19 protein-coding genes are annotated in these 22,550 nt (G+C 71.7%); 6 read left to right on the forward strand and 13 right to left on the reverse strand.

Annotation, left to right across the window (positions count from 1 at the left end; genetic code table 11):
• Nucleotides 1–914 (reverse strand): AMP-binding protein (locus ACTMTF_RS47870; protein ID WP_441116754.1); only part of this gene is annotated, 914 nt, incomplete at its 3' end.
• A gap of 97 nt (nt 915–1,011) precedes the next feature.
• On the reverse strand, nt 1,012–1,893 hold the full coding sequence (locus ACTMTF_RS47875; RefSeq protein WP_441116755.1) for a LysR family transcriptional regulator: 882 nt from the start codon (nt 1,891–1,893) through the stop codon (nt 1,012–1,014).
• Nucleotides 1,894–1,981: 88 nt separating this feature from the next.
• Between ACTMTF_RS47875 and ACTMTF_RS47880 the strand changes: the two genes are divergently transcribed.
• Together ACTMTF_RS47880 and ACTMTF_RS47885 are read left to right on the forward strand one after the other, a co-directional pair.
• Complete coding sequence (locus ACTMTF_RS47880) at nt 1,982–3,238, forward strand: MFS transporter (protein ID WP_441116756.1); 1,257 nt, start codon at nt 1,982–1,984, stop codon at nt 3,236–3,238.
• 30 nt (nt 3,239–3,268) lie between these two features.
• Nucleotides 3,269–4,147, forward strand: coding sequence for an SDR family oxidoreductase (locus ACTMTF_RS47885; protein ID WP_441116757.1), 879 nt, complete (start codon nt 3,269–3,271; stop codon nt 4,145–4,147).
• 78 nt (nt 4,148–4,225) lie between these two features.
• Here the strand turns inward: ACTMTF_RS47885 and ACTMTF_RS47890 are convergent, their stop codons facing one another.
• A complete protein-coding gene (locus tag ACTMTF_RS47890; RefSeq protein WP_441116758.1) occupies nt 4,226–5,677 on the reverse strand; it encodes a cellulase family glycosylhydrolase in 1,452 nt (483 codons plus the stop codon).
• A gap of 234 nt (nt 5,678–5,911) precedes the next feature.
• On the opposite strand from ACTMTF_RS47890, the gene ACTMTF_RS47895 reads away from it, so the two are divergent.
• Complete coding sequence (locus tag ACTMTF_RS47895; RefSeq protein ID WP_441116759.1) at nt 5,912–6,637, forward strand: alpha/beta fold hydrolase; 726 nt, start codon at nt 5,912–5,914, stop codon at nt 6,635–6,637.
• Here the strand turns inward: ACTMTF_RS47895 and ACTMTF_RS47900 are convergent.
• Complete coding sequence (locus ACTMTF_RS47900; protein WP_441116761.1) at nt 6,544–7,176, reverse strand: TetR/AcrR family transcriptional regulator; 633 nt, start codon at nt 7,174–7,176, stop codon at nt 6,544–6,546. The two genes, ACTMTF_RS47895 and ACTMTF_RS47900, sit on opposite strands and share 94 nt — an antisense overlap.
• An 83-nt stretch (nt 7,177–7,259) precedes the next feature.
• Here ACTMTF_RS47900 and ACTMTF_RS47905 point away from each other — a divergent pair, with 83 nt between their 5' ends.
• From ACTMTF_RS47905 to ACTMTF_RS47915, 3 genes are all read left to right on the forward strand, one after another.
• Nucleotides 7,260–8,063 carry an SDR family NAD(P)-dependent oxidoreductase gene (locus ACTMTF_RS47905; RefSeq protein WP_441116763.1) on the forward strand — a complete coding sequence of 268 codons (804 nt, stop codon included), beginning with the start codon at nt 7,260–7,262 and terminating at the stop codon, nt 8,061–8,063.
• 116 nt (nt 8,064–8,179) lie between these two features.
• Nucleotides 8,180–8,587 carry a YciI family protein gene (locus ACTMTF_RS47910; protein WP_397011468.1) on the forward strand — a complete coding sequence of 136 codons (408 nt, stop codon included), beginning with the start codon at nt 8,180–8,182 and terminating at the stop codon, nt 8,585–8,587.
• Nucleotides 8,588–8,591: 4 nt separating this feature from the next.
• Nucleotides 8,592–9,737 carry an RNA polymerase sigma factor gene (locus tag ACTMTF_RS47915; RefSeq protein WP_441116764.1) on the forward strand — a complete coding sequence of 382 codons (1,146 nt, stop codon included), beginning with the start codon at nt 8,592–8,594 and terminating at the stop codon, nt 9,735–9,737.
• Between the two features lie 109 nt (nt 9,738–9,846).
• Here ACTMTF_RS47915 and ACTMTF_RS47920 read toward each other — a convergent pair whose 3' ends face one another.
• The 9 genes from ACTMTF_RS47920 to ACTMTF_RS47960 form a co-directional block, all read right to left on the reverse strand.
• Nucleotides 9,847–10,098, reverse strand: a complete 252-nt coding sequence (locus tag ACTMTF_RS47920; protein ID WP_441116765.1) for a hypothetical protein — start codon at nt 10,096–10,098, stop codon at nt 9,847–9,849.
• A 56-nt stretch (nt 10,099–10,154) separates the two neighbouring features.
• Nucleotides 10,155–12,074, reverse strand: coding sequence for a molybdopterin biosynthesis protein (locus tag ACTMTF_RS47925; RefSeq protein WP_397011474.1), 1,920 nt, complete (start codon nt 12,072–12,074; stop codon nt 10,155–10,157).
• Entirely contained in the window at nt 12,071–13,291 is a 1,221-nt protein-coding gene (locus tag ACTMTF_RS47930) for a molybdopterin molybdotransferase MoeA (protein WP_441116767.1), read from the reverse strand. The genes ACTMTF_RS47925 and ACTMTF_RS47930 overlap by 4 nt, the downstream gene beginning before the upstream one ends.
• Nucleotides 13,288–15,033 (reverse strand): NAD(P)H-dependent oxidoreductase subunit E, encoded by a 1,746-nt coding sequence (locus tag ACTMTF_RS47935; RefSeq protein WP_441116769.1) that lies wholly within the window; start codon nt 15,031–15,033, stop codon nt 13,288–13,290. Before ACTMTF_RS47935 ends, ACTMTF_RS47930 begins: the two co-directional genes overlap by 4 nt.
• Entirely contained in the window at nt 15,034–17,997 is a 2,964-nt protein-coding gene (gene fdhF / locus ACTMTF_RS47940; protein WP_441116770.1) for a formate dehydrogenase subunit alpha, read from the reverse strand.
• 80 nt (nt 17,998–18,077) lie between these two features.
• Nucleotides 18,078–19,880 (reverse strand): aldehyde ferredoxin oxidoreductase family protein, encoded by a 1,803-nt coding sequence (locus tag ACTMTF_RS47945; RefSeq protein ID WP_441116771.1) that lies wholly within the window; start codon nt 19,878–19,880, stop codon nt 18,078–18,080.
• A gap of 17 nt (nt 19,881–19,897) precedes the next feature.
• Nucleotides 19,898–20,743 (reverse strand): NTP transferase domain-containing protein, encoded by an 846-nt coding sequence (locus tag ACTMTF_RS47950; protein ID WP_441116773.1) that lies wholly within the window; start codon nt 20,741–20,743, stop codon nt 19,898–19,900.
• A 32-nt stretch (nt 20,744–20,775) separates the two neighbouring features.
• The gene (locus tag ACTMTF_RS47955; RefSeq protein ID WP_441116774.1) at nt 20,776–21,849 is read right to left on the reverse strand and encodes an ABC transporter ATP-binding protein; all 1,074 of its coding nucleotides are present in this window, start codon (nt 21,847–21,849) and stop codon (nt 20,776–20,778) included.
• Nucleotides 21,846–22,547 carry an ABC transporter permease gene (locus ACTMTF_RS47960; RefSeq protein WP_441116776.1) on the reverse strand — a complete coding sequence of 234 codons (702 nt, stop codon included), beginning with the start codon at nt 22,545–22,547 and terminating at the stop codon, nt 21,846–21,848. Before ACTMTF_RS47960 ends, ACTMTF_RS47955 begins: the two co-directional genes overlap by 4 nt.
• Between the last annotated feature and the right edge of the window lie 3 nt (nt 22,548–22,550).

Consider the following 22,550-nt stretch of genomic DNA (forward strand, 5'->3'; position numbering starts at 1 on the left):
ACCACATCAGCATGAGTGACAGCCACCCCCTTCGGAACACCGGTCGACCCCGACGTGAACATCACATAAGCCAGCTGATCGACACGCGCGGTCTTCAGAACCGGAACCGGCTCGGTGCGCTCCTCCCGAGCGTCGACCAGCATCAAGGGCACGCCCAGCTCAGCCGCCCGCTCCCGCATCACCGGATCGGTCAGCAGAAGCGGCGCCTGAGCATGGGTAAGGACCCAGCGCATGCGCTCGGCGGGGAAACTCGGATGCAGCGGCACATAAACCCCGCCGGCCTTGAGCACCGCCAAGGAAGCCACGATCACCTGCGGCGAACGCTCCATCAACATCGCCACCGGCGTCTCGATGGTGACCCCGGCGGCGATCAGCCGGGCGGCCAGTTCGTCGGCGTGCGCGTTCAACTCGGCATACGACCACTCGGCACCCTCGCCGGACAGCGCGATCGCGTCGGCGGACCTCCGTACCTGGGCCTCGAATGCCTCCACCACCGTGGCGGGAGCAAGATCCAGGGCCGCCACCCGGACGCCCCGCTCCAACCGCCACACGAACGCGGTCAGCCCGCTCAGCTCGGCGTCGGCATGCAGGGAGATCCGCTGCCGATCCAGCGCATCGGGCGCCATCCCGGTGGCCGCGTACCATTTCTCGGCCACGCGCTGAGCCAGGTCGTCCAGTGTCTCCTCGCCGTGGACCCGTACCGAAAAAGGCAGGGACGTCTTGGCGTCCTCGGAATCCGCACGGAACACGATCTCGGAAAGCTTCGACGTGCGGTGCAAATAGGCGGCGACAACGGCCAGAGCCGCGCAACGACGACCGGCAGGTTCAGTCAGGAATATCTCCCCCGGGCTCCTTTCCTTTATTGCCGATTCGGCCATGACAACGGCAGCGTGAATCACATTCCCCAGAGCCATCCCCGTAGAACTCCCTCGAACGCGGAATCGGCATCATGCTAAGAGCAGGGCCCTAACGCCCTTCCCAACGTCTGCCTAGAGCCGCAGGTGGAGGGCCTTAGTCGGGGGCTGTCGAGATGCCCAGCGTGGACAGGAAGGCCGCGGCGGCGGGAGAGGGGCGGAAGCGGCTCCAGATGAGGTGCTCCACGCGGGCCGGAGCGTCGCTGAGGCGGATGCTGGGCAGCCCGGGGAGCCCGGCGGCGAAGGCGGCCGGCAGCATGCCGATGGCCAGGCCCTGGCGGATCAGGCCGGCCATGAAGTCGGGGGCGGTGACTTCGAAGGCGACCTCGCGCCGGACTCCGGCCGCCGCGAACGCGTCGTCCGACTGGGCCCGCGCGGCGGTGCCCGCGGGGAAGTCGACGAACGGCTCGTCCGCCAGCCGGCGGAGGTTCACGTGTTCCTGGTCGACCAGTGGGTGGTCGGGCGCCACGATGGCGACGAGGTCGCCGCGCGCCAGCTCGCGGCCGTGGACGCCCTTGGGCCGTACGCCCAGGGGCAGCCCCAGGAAGGCGGCGTCCAGGGAGCCCTGCCGTACCCGCTCGGTCAGCTCCTCGCTGGCGCCCGAGCGGAGGCTGATCCGTACCTGCGGGTGCCGCAGCCGGAACTGTTTCAGCGCGGTCGGGAGATCGACCGCCGTGACGGTGGGGATGGCGCCGATGGCGAGCCGGCCGCGGATCTCGCCGGCGGCGGCCGCCACCTCGGCGCGGGCCCGGTCGGCGGCGTCCAGCGCCTGGCGGGCCGCGGGGAGAAACGCCTCGCCCGCGGCGGTGAGCCGGACGCGACGGCTGGTGCGGTCGAACAGCTTGGCGCCGAGCTCACGTTCCAGGCGGGCGATCTGGTGGCTGAGCGCGGACTGGACGACCAGGCACTGCTCGGCGGCGCGGGTGAAATTGCTCGTCTCCGCGACGGCGACGACGTAACGCATCTGCTGGAGCTCCATGGATCAATCGTGATCCACGATCGGTTCGATGACAAACATGTGTTGGACTCATTGATCCTCTGTCCCCGAGGCTGAGGACATGACGGCGATGGAACCTCACACGAACGGCGGCGTGCCGCGCGGGCTGCTCCTGCTCATGTCGGTGGCGACCGGGCTGGCCGTCGCGGGCAACTATTTCGCGCAGCCGCTCCTCGACCTGATCGGCCGGGAGCTGGGGGCCGGGCCGTCGTCGGCGGCGCTGGTCGTGACGGCCGCGCAGGTCGGGTACGCGGTGGGGCTGCTCCTGCTGGTGCCGCTCGGCGACCTGCTGGAGCGGCGGCGGCTGGCGGTGTCGCTCTACGCGGCGACCGCGGTGTTCCTGCTGGTGTCCGCCGTCGCCCCGAACGGCACGGTGCTCCTGGTCAGTACGGCTTTGACCGGGCTGACCTCGGTCGGAGCGCAGGTGCTGGTGCCGCTCGCGGCGACGCTGGCGGACCCGGCCGAACGCGGCCGGGTGATCGGCACGGTGATGACCGGGCTGATGCTCGGCCTGCTGCTGGCGCGTACCGCGTCCGGAACGCTGTCGGAGCTGGGCGGCTGGCGGACCGTCTACTGGGTGACCGCGGCCCTGATGGCGCTCATGGCCGTGCTGCTGCGGATCTTCCTGCCCCGGCTCGGCGGCGACGGCGACGGCCGCCTGTCCTACCCCGGGCTGCTGCGCTCGACGCTGGCGATGTTCCGGTACGAGCCGCTGCTGCGGTGGCGGGCCGCCATCGGCGCGTTGAGCCTCGCCTCGTTCAGCGTGCTGTGGACGGCGCTGACCTTCCTGCTGGTGCGCTCGCCGTACGACTGGTCGGAGTCGGCTGTCGGTCTGTTCGGCCTGGTCGGCGCCGTGGGCGCGCTGACCGCCACGGTGGCGGGGCGGCTGGCCGACCGCGGGCGCGTCCAGGCGGTGACCGGCGCCGGGACGGTCCTGCTGGTGGTGTCCTGGCCGGCGCTCGCCGCCGGGGCGGACTCGCTGCTCTGGCTGCTCGTCGGCGTGATCGTGGTGGATCTGGCGCACCAGGCGGTGCTCAACAGCAGTCAGAACGTCCTTTACGCCCTCCGCCCCGAAGCCCGTAACCGGATCAACTCCGCCTTTCTGACCGCCTTCTTCGCCGGGGGCGCGGCGGGCTCCGCGCTGGCCTCGGTCGTCTGGGTGTACGGCGGCTGGGCCGGGGTGTGCCTTCTGGGCGCCGTCCTCTCGGCCGGGACCGTCGCGCTCTGGCTCCTGGAGCGCGTCACCGTCAACCGGGCGGCGGCGAAGCCCTCGAAGATCTCGGTCCATCAAGGCGATGACCCCGCGCCGGCCCCCTCGGCCAACTGATCCATGTGCGCACCCTCAAGGAGAACGATCGTGTCCCGAACAGTGCTGATCACCGGAGCCACCGGAACCGTCTCCAACGCGTTGATGAACGCGCTGGACGGGACCGATGTGGTCCTTCGTGCCCTCGTCCGTGACGAGGCCAGAGCCGACGGCACGCGTGAGCGGAACGCCGAGGTCTTCATCGGTGACCTCGATGACGCCCGGTCGCTGCCGCCCGCCTTCGCGGGCGTACAGGACCTGTGGCTGCTCACCCCGAACGGCCCGCGCGCTCCGGAGCACAGCATGAACGCCATGTGGGCCGCGCGCCAGGCGGGGGTGGAGCGCGTCGTGCGCCTGTCCGTCGTCGGCGCGGCGCACGACGCGCCGAACCGCAGCGGCAGGCTGCACGCGCTGTCCGACCAGGAGACCGTACGGTCGGGCATGCGCTGGACGATCCTGCGTCCCCACTGGTTCATGCAGAACCTGCTCAACGAGGCGGGCGACATCGCCGCCACCGGCACGTTCGCCACGAACATGGCCTCGGCGCGGATCGGGATGATCGACGTACGGGACATCGCCGAGTGCGCCGCCCGGGTGCTCCTCGACGGCCCGGATCGCCACCATGGCGAGACCTACACGCTCACCGGCCCGCGCTCGCTGACGTTCGACGAGGTCGCGGGCCGGCTGAGTCTCGCACTCGGCAGGTCCGTCGCGTACCTGCCGGTCAGCGACGACGCCAAGCGCGCGACCCTGCTCGGGTACGGCGTTCCGGCCTGGATCGTCGACATGCTGGAGGAGTACGCGCGGGCGTACGTCTCCGGTTGGGGCGATTTCACCACCGACACGGTCGCCGGCCTCCTCGGCCGCCCCGCGCGCGACCTGACCGACTTCGCCCGCGACCACGCGACGGCGTTCACCGCCACCGGCTGACCACCTGAACCGTCACGATCGCCGCGAGCCGGCGCGAGCGTCCCGGATGAGGACGCCCGCGCCGGCTGCCCTTCCGGGTCAGAAGTCGTCGGCGGTGCGGATCCGGTCGCGGATCCAGACGCCGGCCTCCTTGAGGCGGCTCGTCCCGGCGAACGAGCCGTTCGGGCAGGTTCCGGTGGTGAAGACGGCGCCCGTGCGGAAGTCGTCGGAGAAGTTCCAGTTCACCCAGCTGATCTTCTTCTGTGCCAGCAGGTCGAGGTACTGCTGCGACCTGGCGAAGTTGTTGGCTCCGTCGCCGGACGAGGTCTGGGTGCCGAACTCGGTCACGAAGATCGGCAACCTGTCGGCGGCGCGGGACAGGGTGTTCAGGTACTCGGCGCCGTGCGAGGCCGCGTAGAAGTGGAACGTGTACATGATGTTGGCCGCGTTGACCGGGTTGTTGACGATCTCGGTCTCGTCGCCGCCGCCGGAGACGCCGAGCGACGACCAGGCGCGGGTGCCGACCAGGATCGGGGCGTCGGGGTCGTGCTGCCGGATCACCGGGATGAGCTGGTGCGCGTAGTCGCGGATGACGGACCAGGTGACGGCGTCGCCGTTCGGCTCGTTGGCGATCTCGTACAGGACGTTCCGCTTGCCGTTGTGCCGCTGGGCGATCTCGGTGAAGAACGTCCTGGCCCGGCCGAGGTTGTACATCGGGTCACCCGGGTCGAGCATGTGCCAGTCCACGATCGCGTACATCCCGCGGGCGGTGGCCATCTCGATCAGGGAGTGCACCCGGTCGGTGAACCGCCGGGGGTCCGTCTCGTACCCGCCCTCCTGGATGTACATCGAGATGCGCAGGACGTCGGCCTTCCAGTCGGTCGCCAGCGCGTCGAGTGACCCGTTGTTGAGGCACTGGTCGTACCACTGGATGCCGTGGCTGCTCATGCCGCGCAGCTGGATCTGCTTGCCGTTCTCGTTGCAGAGCTTGATGCCGCACACCCGCAACTGGCCGTTGGCCTCGACCGGGGTGCCGCCGCCCCCGCCGCCCGTGGGAGCGCCGTAGACCTCCATCTCCCACAGGGAGTAGCCGTACGGGGTGCCGCGTTGCGTGCCGTGCACCCGCACGTAGCGGCCGGTGCCGGTGACCGTGAGGTCGTCGGTCGCTCCGTCGCCGGCGGTGGTGGAGTAGACGTCGCTCCAGGTGGATCCGTCGGGCGAGGTCTGCACCCGGTACGCCGTGGCGTGGGCGACCTCCCAGGTCAACCGCACGCGGGAGACGGTGTGCGTGGAGCCGAGGTCCACCCGGATCCACTGCGGGTCCGCCCCTTCGGCGCTGGCCCACCGCGTGGACGTGCTGCCGTCCACCGCCTTGCCCGGCTCCAGGCCGGCGGCCTCGACCGAGGAGGCCGTCACGGTCCTGCCCTGGGACACCAGTGAGTCGGCCGCCGCCTGCCCCGTCTCTACCGCGCTCGCGCCGGACGGCACCACCAGGGGCACCACCAGCGCGGCCACGACCGCGAAGATCCTCGCACCTGCACTTCGCCTCACGAACGACTCCGATCCTTCGGGGGGACGATCAAGGGCGGCGGCCCGGGACCGCTCGCTTGACCCGGTTAGGAAAGTTTCTTAACTTGCGGCGCAGCCTAAATTGACGGCGAACCTTACACAAGACCCAAAAGGGGCTTACTACTTGCTCGGGCGGCCGTACTCTGATCACGGCCCGCGTGCCGTTGCCTGAGCACTCACCGATGAGTTTTCGCGCCGCCGCCGGTCCTCATCATCATGACTACCTTCGCCCTCATTCACGGCGCCGGCGGGAGCGCCTACGACTGGCACCTGCTCGAAGCCGAGCTCCGCGGCCGTGGGCATGACACGGTCGCGGTGGACCTGCCCATGTCCGACCCGCGGGCGGGACTGTGGGACTACGCGGATGCCGTCGTCCAAGCGGTCGGCGAGCGCGAGGACCTCGTCGTGGTGGCTCATTCGTGGGGCGGCTTCGTGGGCCCGCTCGTCTGCGCGCGTACCCGAGCCACCGCGCTTGTGCTGCTGACCGCCATGATCCCGAGCCCTGGCGAGGCGCCGGACGACTGGTGGGAACGCAGCGGCCGGCCCTCCTCCGGCATCGAGGACGACTACGAGCTCTACCTGCACGACGTCCCGCGCGAGCTGGCCGAGCGGGTGCTGGCCCACGACGGCGCGCTCGCCGGGAACATGAGCATGGAACGGGCGGGTCGCGAGCCCTGGCCGCTGGCCGCCTGGCCGGACGTCCCGACGAGGTACCTGCTCTGTCGCGACGACCGCTGCTTCACCCCTGACTTCGTGCGCCGCCATGCGAAGGAGCGACTCGGCATCGTCCCGGACGAGATGCCCGGCAGCCACATGGCGATGCTGTCACGCCCGGCCGAGTTGGCCGACTATCTGGTCCGGAGCGTGGCCAGGCCCGCGCGGGCGAAGTCGAGCACGCGGTCGACCAGGGCGAGCAGTTCTTCGGTGGAGGTCGAGCGGTGACGGGCCTCGTGGGTCATGTAGAGCTCGCGTAGGCCGCCCACCACGGTGTAGGCGGCCAGGCGCGGGGCCAGCGCGTCGGACGGCAGGCCCAGGTCCTTGCCGATGGCGGCGGCGATCAGCTGCTCCAACTCGTAGTAGCTCGCGCGGGCGCGGCCACGGAGGTCCTCGTCCTCGGCGATCAGCCTGGCGCGCTTGGTGCGCAGGGACCACGTCTCGCCCGGCCTCCGGCCCCGCTGGGCGTCGCGCTCGTCGAGGGCGTGCATCGTGTCGCGCATCCACTCGCCGAAGGCGTCGAGAGCGGCGCCGGGCCGGGTGTCGAGGCGGGCGGCCAGCGCCTCAGGGGCGAACGGGTCGTCGGCGAACAGCAGCTCTTCCTTGGTGGGGAAGTGCAGGGTGACGGTCCGTGTCGCGACGTCGGCGTGCTCGGCGATCGCCGCGATCGTGGTCTTGCGGTAGCCGTGTGACGTGAACAGCTCCAGCGCCGCCGTCTGGACCCGTTCGCGCGTCTGCCGCTTCTTCCGATCTCGCCGACCCTCCATGCGGCAAGAGTACCACTCATGAAATAAATACATTCCGTACTACTGTTATGGTGGCAGGTATCGACTGGAGAGAGATGAAGACGATGTCCAAGACATGGTTCATCACCGGCACATCGAAGGGGTTCGGCCGCGAGTGGGCGGAGGCCGCCCTCGATCGGGGCGACCGGGTCGCCGCCACCGCACGCGACCTCGACCACCTGCATCCCCTCATCGAGAAGTACGGCGCCGCCGTGCTTCCCCTGCGGCTCGACGTCACCGACCGCACGGCCGTGTTCGCCACCGTGCGCCAGGCGGCCGAGCACTTCGGCACGCTGGACGTGGTGGTCAACAACGCGGGGTACGGTCACTTCGGCATGGTCGAGGAGCTGACCGAGGCCGAGATCCGCGCCCAGCTGGAGGCCAACTTCTTCGGCACGCTGTGGGTGACGCAGGCGGTCCTGCCCGTGCTGCGCGCGCAGGGCCACGGCCGGATCATCCAGGTCACCAGCGAGGGCGGCGTCCGGGCCTACCCTGGCATCGGCGCCTACCACGCCTCGAAGTGGGCGGTGGAAGGGCTGTCGGAGTCGCTGCGCAAGGAGGTCGCACACTTCGGCATCGACGTGATCTGCCTGGAGCCGGGCCCGTACACGACCGACTTCGGGGGCGGCAGCCTCCGCGCCAGCGCCGAACACCCCGACTACGCAGGGGTCCGCGCGGCCACCGAGGTCGAGTGGGAGCTGGGCGACCCGAAGGCGACGCGCGGACCGATCCTGCAGCTGGCCGACACCGACGACCCACCGGCACGGATCTTCTTCGGCAAGTCGTACGAGCCGGTCGCGGCCGAGCACGAGGAACGGCTCGCCACCTGGCGGAAATGGCAGCCGGTCTCGCTGGCCGCGTTCCGTTGATCGGGTCCTCGAAAATCCGCCGGAAAATGTCCCGGCGGGATGTCGAGAACCCGCGCCTTGCTTCGTCCCCGGGGTGAACACGGCCACAATGGCCGTACCGCACCGAGGAGAACACGATGGCCAAGTATCTGTTGCTCAAGCACTACCGGGGCGCGCCGGCGGCGGTCAACGACGTGCCGATGGACCGGTGGACGCCGGAGGAGGTTTCGGCCCATGTCCAGTACATGCAGGACTTCGCCGACCGGCTTGAGGCCACCGGCGAGTTCGTCGACGGTCAGGCGCTCTCCCCGGAGGGCACGTTCGTCCGCTATGACGGCGAGGGGCGGCCGCCGATCACCGACGGCCCGTTCGCGGAGACCAAGGACCTGATCGCCGGCTGGATGGTGATCGACGTCGAGACCTACGAGCGGGCGCTCGAACTGGCCGGCGAGCTGTCCGCGGCGCCCGGTGCGGGGGGGAAGCCGATCCACGAGTGGCTTGAGGTGCGCCCGTTCCTGACCGCGCACCCGACCATCACGGAGTGACACGGTGGACGAGGCCCTCCTGCGGTCCCTCACCCCCACCGTGATCAGCATCCTCGTCCGTCGCGGAGCCGACTTCGCGGCGGCCGAGGATGCCGTACAGGAAGCCCTGATCGAGGCCGTGCGCGGGTGGCCGGACCACCCGCCGCGGGACCCCCAGGGCTGGCTGGTCACGGTGGCCTGGCGCAAGTTCCTCGACGCCGCCCGCGCCGACGCCTCCCGGCGGCATCGCGAGGCGCGCGTCGAGGGCGAGCCCGTGCCCGGTCCGGGCGAGACGGTGGACGACACGCTCCAGCTGTACTTCCTGTGCGCCCACCCGTCCCTGACACCGGCGTCGGCCGTCGCGCTCACGCTGCGCGCGGTCGGCGGCCTGACCACACGGCAGATCGCGCAGGCGTACCTCGTGCCGGAGGCGACCATGGCCCAGCGGATCAGCAGGGCCAAGCGGACCGTCTCGGGCGTCCGGTTCGACCAGCCAGGTGACGTCGCCACGGTGTTGCGCGTGCTCTACCTGGTCTTCAACGAGGGCTACTCCGGCGACGTCGACCTCGCCGGCGAGGCGATCCGGCTCACTCGCCGGCTGGCGGCCGAGATCGACCATGAGGAGGTCGCGGGCCTGCTCGCGCTCATGCTGCTGCACCACGCGCGGCGTCCGGCACGGATGGGCCCCGGCGGCCGGCTCGTGCCCCTGGCCGAGCAGGACCGCGGCCTGTGGGACACCCGCATGATCGCCGAGGGCGTGGACGTGCTCCAGGCGGCCCTCGCCCGCGACCGCCTGGGCGAGTTCCAGGCCCAGGCCGCCATCGCCGCGCTCCACGCCGACGCCCGGACGGCCGAGGAGACCGACTGGGTGCAGATCGTCGAGTGGTACGACGAACTGGTGCGCCTCACCGGCAGCCCGGTGGCCCGCCTCAACCGGGCCGTCGCCGTCGGCGAGGCCGACGGCCCGCGAGCCGGCCTGGCCGCCCTGGCGGAGCTCGACCCGGCCCTGCCCCGCCACACCGCCGTCGCAGCGTACCTGCACGAGCGCGACGGCGACCCGGCGACCGCGGCCCGGCTCTACGCCGAAGCCGCCCGATCGGCCCCCAGCCTCGCCGAATGCGAGCACCTCATGCGACAGGCCGCACGACTCAACACGCGACCGCGCGATTGAGCCGGAGCGGGCGAACGGGACCCTGGCCCCCGCCGCGCCTTCCCCTGCCCAGAGGTACGCCTGGGCCGCCCAGGGTCCCCCGGCCCCCGGAACCGGGAGAGACGCCATGTCAGGACTGCACCCACAGGTGATAGAGGCCGGGCGAGGTCCAGTTGGTCGGGATGACGGTCTCGCAGTAGTACGAGCTCCAGGTGTGGTTGACCTGGCCTTGGTTGCCGAACCATTGGCACTGGTCGGGCCAGCCGTAGCTGGCCTGCTTGACGTAGGCGGTGGAGGTGGCCAGGGCGGGGGAAGCGACCGTGGATGAGGCGACGAGGGCGGCCGCGGTCAGGGCGAGCGCAGCGGAGAGGCGCATTTTCATACAAGAAAGTTAACTAACGATTTAAGCGCGGGCAATGCCCCCGTCCTGCGCTCGGGTCAGCGAATGCGGCGTCCCGTCTCGGCGCAGGAGTAGCCGCCCAGCGCCTCCACCTCGGCCCGGAAGTCCGGTCGCTCCAGGAGTGCCCACAGCGGAGCCAGCGACTCCTCCGACAGCGCGCCGGTACGCATCACCAGGTCGTACGGCTCCTGGGCCACCGGGACGAAGTCGAGACCGAAGGCCCGGGCGGCGGCGAGAATCCCCAGGCCGGTGTCCGCGCGCCCCGCGGCCACCGCCGCCGCCACCGCCAGGTGGGTGTGCTCCTCGCGGGAGTAACCGGCTATCTCGCTCGGGTCGATGCCGAGGCCGGCCAGTTCGTGGTCCAGCAGGGCCCGCGTGCCGGCGCCGCGCTGCCGGTTCACGTACCGCAGGTCGGGCCTGGTCAGGTCCTTGATGCCGGCCAGGTCGAGCGGGTTGCCGGGAGCGACGAGCAGCCCCTGGTCGCGGTGGACCAGCCGGACCACGGCGATGTCGGCGTCCGCGCCCAGCAGCCTGTCCACGTACGGCAGCGTGTACTCGCCGGTGGCCGGGTCCAGCAGGTGCGACCCGGCCAGGTGGCACAGGCCGTCGCGCAGCGCCACGAGGCCGCCCAGCGAGCCGACGTTCGAGGACGCCAGCGTGATCAGCGGGTCCGCCGCGCGCAGGGCGGAGGCCGCGAGGTCGAGCACCAGGTCGTGCGAGCCGATCGCGACGATGGTCCGGCCGATCTCGGACAGGCCGCGCAGCAGCTCGACCCGGACCTCCTCCCCGGCGTGGTGGCCCTCCACCCCGGAGGGCACGACGAGCAGGCCGTCGGCGCGGACGAGTGAGGTGAGCACGCCGGCGCCCCGTGGCAGCGGGGTGGCGACGAGCCGGTCCTCCACCCGCCCGAGGCGCACCCGTACCCAGTCGTCCATGCCGATGGCGGACGGCAGCTTCCTGGCCAGGTGCGCGGTGGCCGACGGGCGTTCGCGTGGCGCGGCGCCCTCCAGCTCGGCGAGCATCGGCGCGGCGAAGATGTCGAAGGTCAGCGCCGCCGACACCGGGTAGCCGGGAACGCCGATCACGGGCGTCGCCGCGACCGCGCCGAGGACGACGGGATGGCCGGGGCGCACGGCGACGCCGTGGACCGCGACGACGCCGGCCTCGGCGACCACACGGGCGGTGTAGTCGTCCCGCCCCGCGCTGGAGCCCGCGATGAGCAGGACGAGATCGGCGTCGCGGGTGGCCTCGCGGAGCGTCGCGGCGATGGCCTCGGGGTCGTCGGGGACGATCTCGGTGACGCGGGCCTCGCACCCGGCCTCCCGGGCCTGGGCGGCCAGCATCATCGAGTTCGTGTCGAGGATGTCGCCGGGGGCGAGCTCCGCGCCGATCGGGCGGATCTCGTCGCCGGTCGGCACGATCACCACGCGCGGCGCGCGGCGGACGCCGAGCTCGGCCGCTCCCGCCGCGGCGCAGGCGGCGACGTCGACGGGGCGCAGCCGGTGGCCTTCCGGGAGCAGCAGCTCGCCGGCGCTGATGTCCTCCCCGATGGAGCGAACGTGCTGGTAGGGCGGCACGGCCGCGCGGAGCTCGGCCTCCCCGTCGGGGGTGCGGTGCACGTGCTCACGCATGACCACGGCGTCGTATCCGTCGGGCAGCGGGTCGCCGGTGTCGACGACGTCGAAGTCACCGGCGGCGAGGAGCACCGGGCTGGTCTCGGCCGCGCCGACGGTGTCGGCGGCGCGTACGGCGATGCCGTCCATGGCGGCGGAGTCGAAGGCGGGCGAGGACCGCAGCGCCCACACCGGCTCGGCCGTCACCCGCCCCACGGCAGCGGCCACCGGTACCCGGACCGGGCCGACCCGGGCGGGGCACCCCGCCGCGGCGCGGGCCTCACGCCAGACGGCGAGGGCCTGCGCCGCGGGGACGTCGGAGACGAAGGGACTTTCTGCGCTCATCGGTACAGGACGACCTCTACCTCGGTGCCCGCGTCCAGCCCGGTGGCCGGTTCGGGCACGATCACGTATCCGTCGGCGCGGGTCAGCACCGACAGCAGCGCCGACGGGCCGAAGAGCGGCTCCGCCACGCCGTCCCGGACCCGGACCTGGACCACGTCGAGCCGGCCCGCCGCCGAGGCCAGGTCACGCGACAGCCGCGCGCGGGTGCCCGGCTGCGGTGGCGGGGCCTCGCACCCGGCGAGGCGCCACAGCAACGGTACCCCGACCTGCCCGAACACCACCAACGCGGACAGCGGGTTGCCCGGCAGCCCGATGAGCGGGATCCCGGAGCACTCCGCCAGCAGCGTGGGCTTGCCCGGCTTGATGGCGATCCCGTGGCACCAGACCTCGCCGATGGCGGCGACCGCGCCCGCCGTCTCGTCCCTCGCGCCGACCGACGAGCCCGCCGACACGACCACCAGGTCGGACTCGGCCAGGACCGCGGTCAGCCGGTCCTTGAGCGCGCCCGGCTCGTCCGGGACGATGCCGGCGATCACCGGCTCGCCGCCCGCGTCGGCGACCAGCCCCGCCAGTGCGGAGGCGGTGGCGTCGCGCACCTGCCCGGGGGCGAGCTCCACGGTGCCGGGTGGCACCACCTCGTCGCCGGTGGAGATGATCGCCACTCGGGGGCGGCGGTGCACGGCGACCGTGGTCACCCCGGCGGCGGCGAGGAAGCCCAGGTCGGGGGCGCGCAACGGCCGGCCGCCGGGCGCCAGGACGCCCCCGGCGGCCACGTCCTCGTCGGCGCGGACGAGGCCGCCGCCCGGTGCGACGGGCCGGGTCACCTCGATCGTGCCCGGCATCGTCTCCGCGGTGTACTCGACCATGACCACCGCGTCGGCGCCGGCCGGAAGCACTCCCCCGGTCGGCATCGCGACGCATCCGCCGGCCCGGACCGCCACGATGGGCTCGGCGCCCATCCGCACCGCCCCGAGCAGCTCGAGGTAGGACGGCAGCCCGTCGGACGCGCCGTAGGTGTCCATCGCCCGGACCGCGAAGCCGTCCACGGTGGACCGGGCGAAGCCGGGCAGGGCGGCGGGCGCCGTGATGTCCGCGGCGGGCACCCGATGCAGCGCCGCGGACAACGGGACGCGCTCCACCGGCGTGCGACGCGCGGGCCGGAATCCGGACCGGACCTCGGCGAGGGTACGGGCGGTGAAGAACTCCTTGCCGGTCAACGGTCCGGTTGCTCCGTCGAGCCTTCGGGCCGGGGCTGCGGACGCGCGGCCGTGGCGCCCTTGTTCAGCCCGAGCACGGACACCACCGGGCCCAGGGCGACCTGCCCGAGCCCGCAGATCGACGTCTTGCGCATGGTCTCCTCCAACTGCAGGATCCGGCCCCGCTGCGCGTCATCGAGGGTGGCGGACCCCGAGTCCAGTGCGCCGCGCAGCACGTCGTGGGCCTTGGTGGAGCCGACCCGGCAGGGCACGCACTTGCCGCACGACTCGTTGCGGAAGAAGCGCAGCACGTTCGTCGAGGCGGCCAGCAGGTCGGTGCCCTCGGCGAGCACCACCAGGGCGCCGGAGCCGAGCATGGTCCCGGCCTCGGCGAGCGTCCCGAAGTCCAGCGCCAGGTCCAGCTTGTCGGGGCCGATGAAGTTGGAGGACGCGCCGCCCGGCTGCACGGCGCCGACCTGGGCGCCGCCGAGCACACCGCCGGCGATGTCGATCAGGGCGCGCACCGTGGTGCCCATCGGCACGCAGTACACGCCGGGGTTCTCCACGTGCCCGGACACGGCGAAGAACTTCCATCCGATGGACTCGCCCGCACCCTGCTCGGCCCACCAGTCGGCGCCGCGCTGCAGGATCACCGGCACGTCGGCGAAGGTCTCCACCGAGTTGATCAACGTGGGGCGGCCGTGCAGCCCGTAGTTGCCCGGGAAGGGCGGCTTGTTGCGCGGCTCGCCGCGGTGGCCCTCCATGCACTCCAGCAGCGCGGTCTCCTCGCCGAGGATGTAGCCGCCGGGCGAGACGAAGATGTCGAGATCCAGGCGGCGGCCGCTGCCGCAGGCGTTCTCGCCGATCAGGCCCGCCTCGCGCAGTGCCGCGATCTCCGCGCGCAGCACCCGCTCCTCGGGACCGTACTCGTGCCTGATGAAGATCCAGCCCTGCTCGGCCCCGACCACGGCCATGCCGAGCAGAAGGCCCTCGATCACCAGGTGCGGCTGGTCGGTGAGGATCTGACGGTCCTTGAACGTGCCCGGCTCGGACTCGTCGGCGTTGCAGATCGCGTATTTGACGCTGCCCGGCTCCGCGGACGCGACCAGGCCCCACTTCCTGCCCGTGGGGAACCCCGCGCCGCCCATGCCCCGTAGCCCGGAGGCTTCCAGCGTGGCCACCACGCTCTCCGCGCTCAACTCGCCGGCCAGCAGCGCGCGCAGGCTCGCGTACCGGGTGGAGACGTCCGAACCGCCCGGGTACGGGTCGTTCGGCCACGGCTCGGCGCGGGGCGTCACCGTCGCCTCGCCGAGCTCCTCCTCCCGCGCGGCGACCACGAGCGCGTCGACGTCGGCGACCGGCGCGGGGTGCTCGTTGACGGCCAGCGCCGGGGCGTCGTCGCAGCGGCCCAGGCAGGACACCTCGACGAGCTCGATCTCGGTGTCGTCGCCGTAGCGGTCGCGTACCTCCGCGATCCGATCGTCGGCGGAGCGCAGCCAGCACGACAGGTCGTGGCAGACGTTGACGGCCACCTTGGCGGGCGGAGTCGTACGGAAGTGCGGGTAGAACGAGACGAGGCCCTCGATCTCGTAGAGCGGCCGCCGCATGGTGCGGGCCAGCTCCTCAAGATCCTCGCGCGGCAACCAGCCCAGCCGCGCCTGGATGGCGTTGAGCGCCGGGATCAGCGACGGCCCGGGGAACTTCCCGGCTCGTGCCTCCACACCTGGCACCCGGGGACGTCCCAGCTCGAAACTCAGAGTCATTTAGACACTTCCCATGCTGCTGAGGGGCTCCGCGTCTGCCACGCCCAACGACTCGACCTGAATCGCGCAGAACTTGAACTCGGGGATCTTGCCGTAGGGGTCGATTTCGTCGATCGTCAGCAGGTTCGCCGCCGCCTCCCGGAAATGGAACGGGATGAAGCAGTTGCCGAGCTGCTCGCGGTGGGAGATGCGTACCTGCAGCTCGATGTGCCCGCGCCGGGACCGCACCCGCGCCTTCTGGCCGTGCGTCAGCCCGCGTTCGGCGGCGTCCTTGGGGTGCATGTACACCTCGGCGATCGGCGCGATGGTGTCCAGCGCGAACGATCGCCGGGTCATCGACCCGGTGTGCCAGTGTTCGAGCAGCCGGCCGGTGTTGAGCACGAGCGGGTACTCCGCGTCCGGCAGCTCCTTGGCCGGCAGCCACTGCGCGGGGACCAGGTGGGCGAGTCCGTCGTCGGTGTTGAACCGCTCGTCGAACAGCACCACCGTCCCGTCGGAGTGCTCGGGGTCGTCGTTGGGGTAGAGCTTCCCGCTCAGCCCGAGGTTGTCGTGACGCAGGTTCGCGTACGAGGGCATGAGCGCGACCATCTCGTCGAACACCTCGCTGGGCGAGGAGTACGACCAGTCCAGTCCGATCCGCTGGGCGAGATCCTGGATGATCTCACAGTCCACCCGGGCCTGGCCCGGCGGGTCCATCACCTTGCGGCCCAGCTGCACGCGGCGGTCGGTGTTGGTGTAGCTCCCGTCCTTCTCCAGGTAGGACGACGCCGGCAGGATGACGTCGGCGAACTCCGCGGTCTCGGTCAGGAAGATGTCCTGCACCACCAGGAAGTCCAGCTGCGACAGCGCCTTGCGCACCTTGTTGATGTTGGGGTCGGACAGGAACGGGTTCTCGCCCAGCATGTACATGCCGCGCACGCCGCCGGGCTTGAGCACCGAGCCGATGATCTCGGTGACGGTGAGCCCGCGGTTGGGGTCGAGCTCCGTGCCCCAGGCCTCCTCGAACCGACGGCGGGTGCCGTCCAGGTCGACGCCCTGGTAGTCGGGATAGAACATGGGGACCAGCCCGGCGTCGGAGGCGCCCTGGACGTTGTTCTGCCCGCGCAGTGGGTGCAGTCCGGTCCCCGGCCTGCCCACGTTGCCGGTGATCGAGCAGAGCGCGATCAGGCAGCGGGCGTTGTCGGTGCCGGTGGTGTGCTGGGAGATGCCCATGCCCCAGTAGATGACGCCGGCCTTGGCCTCGCCCCAGACCCGCGCGACCTCCCGGATCAGGTCCGCGTCGACGCCGGTGATCTGCGCGGCGCGCTCCGGCGGGTATTCGTTGACCGTGCGGACCAGTTCCTCGAAGTTGGAGACCCGGGCCTTGATGAACTCCAGGTCGATCAGGTTGAGCCGGATCACCTCGTGCATGATCGCGTTGTAGAACGCCACGTCGGTGCCGGGTTTGACCTGGCAGTGATAGTCGGCGTGCTCGGACACGGTGCTGGCGCGCGGGTCGACATAGATGATCTTCGTGCCGCGCCGGCGGGCCTGCTTGAAGAAGGAGCTGGCGACGGGGTGGTTCGCCGTCGGGTTCGACCCGGTGATGATCACGACCTCGGCGTTGGCGACGTCGCCGTACGTGGTCGACACCGCGCCGGAGCCGACGCCCTCGAACAGCGCGGTCACCGACGAGGCGTGGCAGAGCCGGGTGCAGTGGTCGACGTTGTTGGTGCCGAAGCCGGCCCGGATCAGCTTCTGGAAGAGGTACGCCTCCTCGTTGGAGCACTTGGCGGAGCCGAAGCCCGCGATGGCGCCGGCGCCCTGCTCCGCGTGGATCTCCTTGAGCCGCCGGGCGACGAGGTCGAGCGCCTCCTCCCAGGTGGCCTCGCGGAAGTGCGGCAGCACCTCGTCGTAGTCGACCAGGCCACCGGGCTTGCGCCGGCCGTCCTTGCCGTTCTTGCTCAGCTTGGCGCTGCGGCCACCGGCGCCACCGGCGCCGCGGTCGCCGCGCACATCAGCCGACAGCGGGCCCTTGGGGTAGGACGACTCGACCCGGATCAGGGGCACGGTCAGGCGCTGCGGCGACGCCGCGTAGTCCCAGCCGTACCGGCCCTTGACGCACAGCCGGCTCTGCGAGCCCGGCTGGTCGCGGCCTTCCGCGTACGCGATCGCGCCGCGCGACCGGTCGACGTAGTAGGTGAGAGCACAGCCGACGCCGCAGTACGGACACACGCTGTCGACCGCGTCCAGCTCCTCGCGGGGCCGGATGGGGATGTCGTTGATCGCCTTGTTGGTCAGGGCGCCGGTGGGACAGGCCTGCACGCACTCACCGCAGGTCACGCAGGAGCTGGCGCCCATCGGGTCGTCGAGGTCGAAGGCGATCTTGGTCGAGTAGCCCTTGCCCGAGCGGCCGATGACGTCGTTGCCCTGGATGTCGTCACACGCGCGGACGCAGCGGTCGCAGAGGATGCACGCGTCGTGGTCGACCGCGATCACCGGGTTGGAGATGTCCAGGCCCCGGCCCGAGCCGCACGGCAGGTCGGTCGTCTCCTTGGCCACGTCGAACCGATCGGCGAGGTCGAGGAGCAGGTTGTCGCCGGTGGTCGTCTGTTTCGGATCCTCGGCGCGCGGTGGCTGGTCGGAGATCAGCAGCTCGGTCAGGGTGGCCCGGTTACGCTCCAGCTCGGGGGTGCTGGTCTTGACCTGCATGCCTTCCTCGCAGGGGCGCACGCACGCGGCGGCGAAGGCCCGCCCACCCGTGTCCACCACGCACATGCGGCAGACCCCGACGGGGTCATAGCGCTCGTTGTGACACAACACCGGAATGTCTACATCTACCAGTTTCGCGGCATCGTAAATGCTGGTGCCGTCCGGGACGATAACAGCACGCCCATCGATCTCGACAGTCACAGTCCGTACGGCCGTCTCAGGCTCGCCGAGCATCGTCATCTCAACCTCATCAGCCGAGCAGTGAAGTAGCATACAGAATACGGCATACAGTATTGCACTGCAATTTGTCCCTTTTGCAAGACCTGGCCGTCACCCTTCCACCACATGGCGCTCTACGCGTCGAGCAGCAGACCGGCGAGGTCGGCCGCGGTGACGCGCCCTTCCTCGTCCAGTCCGCGCACGACGTAGTAACCGGCGATCATCGACTGCAGGCGGCCCGCGTCCAGCGACGCGCTACGGCCGGAGCCGAGCTCCAGCGGCGTTTCCAGCATCCGGGCCGGCAGCGTGTCGTCGGCCGCGGTGGCCCCCTCGCGCATGTTGAACGCGCGCTTGGCCTGGACGATCCGCCGGGCGGTGTCCCGCAGCTCGGCGGCGTCCAGCGGCCAGCCGGTGACCAGCGTGAGCAGCTTGGCCCACTCGGTGAAGGGGTCGTCGAAGACGCCGCGCAGGAACTTGCAGAGAATCATCGAGTCCATGACCGCGGCGCGGTCCTCGGTGTCGACCGCCGCGGCGACATGGGCCGCGCCGCCGGCCAGCCGGTCGAGCTCACCCGACAGATCGGCCTCGTAGGCGCCGGACCGGTTGTGGTCGGCTCCCCTGGCGTTCACCGCGAGCCCGAGCGCCATCGCCTGCAGGCTGCGCGGCTCGTAACCGGGCAGCTCCAGCCCCTTGACCTGCGGCGCGAAGTCGATCGAGGCGTGCCCGACCACGCCGGCGGCCCGGCGTGAGCCCTGCGCGAGCAGCTCCCCCAGGCCCGGCGACCGCTCCCCGATCGCGTCCAGCGCCCGTAACAGCGCCGCGCCGTCGCCGAACCGCAGCCACGGCTCGTCGAGCAGACCGCGTTCGACGCACTCCATCGCCCACGCGATGGTGCCGCCCGCCGAGATGGTGTCGATGCCCAGCTCGTCACAGCGCGCGCTGGCGGCGAACACCTCGTCCGGGTCGGACACGCCGCACAGCGGGCCGAGCGCGAAGACGTTTTCGTACTCCATCCGCTGGCTGCCGCCGCCCTTGCGCGAGTAGATGTGCTCGCAGCCGATGGAGCACGACGCGCAGCTGTTGCGCGCCACCCCGCGCAGCTCGTGCAGCTCCTCGGCGGCCAGCCGGGACGCGCCCTCGAAGGTCGCCGCGGTGAAGTTGCGGGTGGGCAGGGTGCTGACGGCGTTGAAGGCCAGCAGGTTGGCCAGCGTGCCCAGCTCCCGGTATTTCGCGGTGGCCGGGCCGAAACTGCGCCGGCGCAGGTCCCGGGCGGCGGCGAGGACCCCGGGCTGGTCCGCGACCGACACCTTCGTCGCCGCCCTGACCAGCACGGCCTTGATGTTCTTGGCACCCATCGTCGCGCCCAGGCCGCCCCGGCCGGCGTGGCGGCCGTCATGGCTGATGGTCGCGTAGCTGACCTGGCGCTCACCCGCCGGGCCGATGGCCGCGGTGCGCCAGGTGCGGCCGAACCGCTCCTTCGCCGCGGTCTCCGCCTCGGCCGCGCTCAGCCCGGCGAGCTCGGGAGCCGGTTCGAGACGTACGCCGTCGCCGTCGATCAGCAGCACCGAGAGCTCGTCGGCACGGCCGCGGATCACGATCGCGTCATGCCCGGTCAGCTTGCCGGCGATGGCGAACTGGCTGGAGGCGAGGGCGTCGGTCAGCAGTCCGGTCAGCGGCGACTTGGCCACCACCGCGAACTTCGCGCTGGTCGTCAACGGGGTGCCGACCAGCGAGGAGAAGACGAAGGCCAGCGGCGCCTCCGGAGCCAGGGGATCGACCCCGGGGGGCGCCAGCCGGTGCATCAACCACGTGCCGAGGCCCACTCCTCCCAGGTAGGACCGCAACACCTGCTCGTTCAGCTCGTAGGGGGCGCTGCTCGCCTGCTTGCCGACGACATCTACGAGGAGCGCGCGTCCGAAGAATCCACCAGGCACCATGTCCCGACCTTACGACCTCAACCGCCGGCGTCCGCGGACAGGAAGGCGACAGTGTCCCCGGCCACCAGCGGCAACGACTCGTCCCGGGTGACCTGGTCGCCGTTGAGCGCGGCCACCACGTGACGGTTCAGGGCCAGCCCGGCCGAGGCGGCCGCCGCCCCGAGCGTGGCGGCCCGGACCCCGCGCGGCCGATGGCCGCCGTTCCTCGCCAGCGCGCCGAAACACTCCACCGTCACCTCCGGCGGCAACCGGTCCCGGGCTTCCGCGTAGTCGTCCGGGGAGTTGACGTTCACCACGGACTCCAGCGTCGGGTCGTGCCGGGCGAGCTCGGCGTCCGCCAGCAGCTCCTCGTCGCTCAGCCGGGCCACCGCACAGTGCTTGAAGATCATGCCCGGCCGGAGGTCGCCCGCGGCCAGGAGGTCGGTGATCAGTCCGGCCAGGGCGGTCCGGTAGCCGGCGGCCAGCGGCTGCCGGAAGCCCCGGGCCACCGGCAACGCGACGTCCGTTCCGGGGGGCAGGGCGCGCAGGACACGGCGGACGAAGGCCGGATGCAGGAACGGCATGTCGGTGGAGCACACGAACGCCGTCTCGGCCCGGTCGGCCACCGCCGCGAGCCCCACGGCCAGCCCCTGCATGGGGCCCAGTCCCTCCACGGGATCCTCGACCACCGAGACTCCCGAGGGCAGCGGCGGGAGCTCCTGCCCGGGGGCGGCCACCACGACGACCGGACCGTCGACCGTCCTGGCGAGAACCGCGGCGGCCCGATACAGCAAGGTCGAACCGTGCCACTCCAGCCAGGCCTTCGGCTGCCCCATCCGCGTGGAGCGCCCGCCCGCCAGGACGACGCCCGCAGCAGTCTGCATGCCCGCATGGTAGGCCACACCTTGGAACGCGCTCACGACAGGGCCGGCCGCCCAGCCGGGCGGCCCGGCTCAGCGGCGGTGGTCAACGACCGCGCGTGCCGGATCCTGACGTGGACCTCGCTGCCGATCGGGGGCAGCTCGGTGGCGAGCACGTCACCGGCGTGCAGGCAGGTCAGCGGGCCGGTGCGGGTGTCGACGTCGACACGGGTGACGCTGCCGAGCGCGACCGTCCGGCGCAGCGTCCCGATCACCGGCCGTACGTCATCGACGGGGTCTGGGCGGCCGTCCGAGGGGTCGTCCGAGGGATCGAGGACGAGCCGGGTGTGCTCGGGCCGCGCCACGAGGGTGTGCGCGCGGCCGGTCAGGGATGGCGGCAGGAGGTTGGTGTAGCCGAGCAGCCGGGCCGTGTCGGTGTCGCTGGGGTGGTCCAGCACCTCGGCGGTCGTGCCGTGCTGGCGGATCCGCCCGTCGATCAGCAGCGCGGTGTCCTCGGCCAGGGCGAGGGCCTCCTGCCGGTCGTGGGTGACCAGGATCGTGGCGGTGGGCCGCCCGGTCAGCGCGGCGCGCAGGTCGGCGAGCAGGTCGGCGCGGGTGGTGCCGTCCAGCCCGCTGAACGGCTCGTCGAGCAGCAGCACCCGGGGCCCGACCGCGAGCGCGCGGGTGATGCTCACCCGCTGCGCCTCGCCGATGGACAGGCTGCGGGCGTCCCGGCCGACGAGAGGTCCGAGGCCGAGCGCCTCGATCCACGGCCATGCCTCGGTACGGGCCTCGCGGCGGCTCAAACCGCGGAAGCGCAGTCCACTGATCACGTTGTCGGCCACCGTGCCACGGCGCAGGATCGGCCGTTGCAGCACGGCCGCGAGCGCGTGGCGCATCAGTGACCGCGTCGCGGGACGCCCGTCGAGCAAGATCTGCCCGCTGACCCGGTGGTCGCTGAGCAGGCCCAGCGCGCGCAGCAGAGTGGACTTGCCGGCGCCGTTGGGGCCCAGCACGGCCAGCGTGCGTCCCGCCGCGACGGACAACGCCGGCACGCTGAGCAGCTCCCTGCCGCCGGCGTGCACGCGCAGGTCCCGGCAGCCGATCCCGGCGCTCACCGCGTCACTCACCGTGTCACTGTCCCCCGCTGCTGGATCAGGGTCAGCGACAGGTTCACCCCGAACGCGATCAGCAGCAGGATCAGGCCGAACGCGATCGACAGCGCGAACCGGCCCTGGCTGGTGGCCAGCACCGCGGCGGTGGTCAGCACCCGGGTCTGTCCTGCCAGGTTGCCCCCGACCATCTGCGCGGCCCCGACCTCACTCACCACGGCGCCGAACGCGGCCATCGCCCCGGCCAGCAGCGGCAATCTGGCCTCACCCAGCAACGCCGCGAACGCCCGGACCGGCGTCGCTCCCAAGGCCCGCATCTGCACCCGGAAGTCGGGATCGACCTGTTGCAGTGCGGCCGCGACCAGGGCGACCACGATCGGGGTGGCGATCGCCGCCTGAGCGATGATCATCGCGGTCGGGGTGTAGAGCAGGCCGAGCCCGCCCAGCGGCCCGCTGCGCCACAGCAGCACGGTGACGAACAGGCCGACCACCACCGGCGGCAGGCCCATCCCCGTGTTGGCCGCCGCCAGGACGATCCGCCGGCCCGGGAAGCGTGCCAGCGCCACGATCGCGCCCAGCGGCAAGCCCACCAGCAGGGCGATCGCGGTCGCGGTCAGCGAGACCCGCAGGGTCAGCGCGATGATCGCCCAGCTGTCCTGATCCCCGGAGACCAGCAGTCCGATCGCGTCCATCAGCCCGTCGAGCAGCACGTCCATCGA

The organism is Nonomuraea sp. ZG12 (assembly GCF_052068115.1).
Classification (GTDB): domain Bacteria; phylum Actinomycetota; class Actinomycetes; order Streptosporangiales; family Streptosporangiaceae; genus Nonomuraea.

Excerpts from the sequence above, each read along its gene's own strand:
- ACTMTF_RS47935 (WP_441116769.1), bottom strand. The coding sequence starts at position 15,033 with ATGACTCTGAGTTTCGAGCTGGGACGTCCCCGGGTGCCAGGTGTGGAG.
- ACTMTF_RS47945 (WP_441116771.1), bottom strand. The coding sequence starts at position 19,880 with ATGGTGCCTGGTGGATTCTTCGGACGCGCGCTCCTCGTAGATGTCGTC.
- ACTMTF_RS47875 (WP_441116755.1), bottom strand. The coding sequence starts at position 1,893 with ATGGAGCTCCAGCAGATGCGTTACGTCGTCGCCGTCGCGGAGACGAGC.
- ACTMTF_RS47900 (WP_441116761.1), bottom strand. The coding sequence starts at position 7,176 with ATGGAGGGTCGGCGAGATCGGAAGAAGCGGCAGACGCGCGAACGGGTC.
- ACTMTF_RS47910 (WP_397011468.1), top strand. The coding sequence starts at position 8,180 with ATGGCCAAGTATCTGTTGCTCAAGCACTACCGGGGCGCGCCGGCGGCG.
- ACTMTF_RS47880 (WP_441116756.1), top strand. The coding sequence starts at position 1,982 with ATGGAACCTCACACGAACGGCGGCGTGCCGCGCGGGCTGCTCCTGCTC.
- ACTMTF_RS47950 (WP_441116773.1), bottom strand. The coding sequence starts at position 20,743 with ATGCAGACTGCTGCGGGCGTCGTCCTGGCGGGCGGGCGCTCCACGCGG.
- ACTMTF_RS47920 (WP_441116765.1), bottom strand. The coding sequence starts at position 10,098 with ATGAAAATGCGCCTCTCCGCTGCGCTCGCCCTGACCGCGGCCGCCCTC.
- fdhF (WP_441116770.1), bottom strand. The coding sequence starts at position 17,997 with ATGCTACTTCACTGCTCGGCTGATGAGGTTGAGATGACGATGCTCGGC.
- ACTMTF_RS47895 (WP_441116759.1), top strand. The coding sequence starts at position 5,912 with ATGACTACCTTCGCCCTCATTCACGGCGCCGGCGGGAGCGCCTACGAC.
- ACTMTF_RS47925 (WP_397011474.1), bottom strand. The coding sequence starts at position 12,074 with ATGAGCGCAGAAAGTCCCTTCGTCTCCGACGTCCCCGCGGCGCAGGCC.
- ACTMTF_RS47905 (WP_441116763.1), top strand. The coding sequence starts at position 7,260 with ATGTCCAAGACATGGTTCATCACCGGCACATCGAAGGGGTTCGGCCGC.
- ACTMTF_RS47960 (WP_441116776.1), bottom strand. The coding sequence starts at position 22,547 with ATGGACGTGCTGCTCGACGGGCTGATGGACGCGATCGGACTGCTGGTC.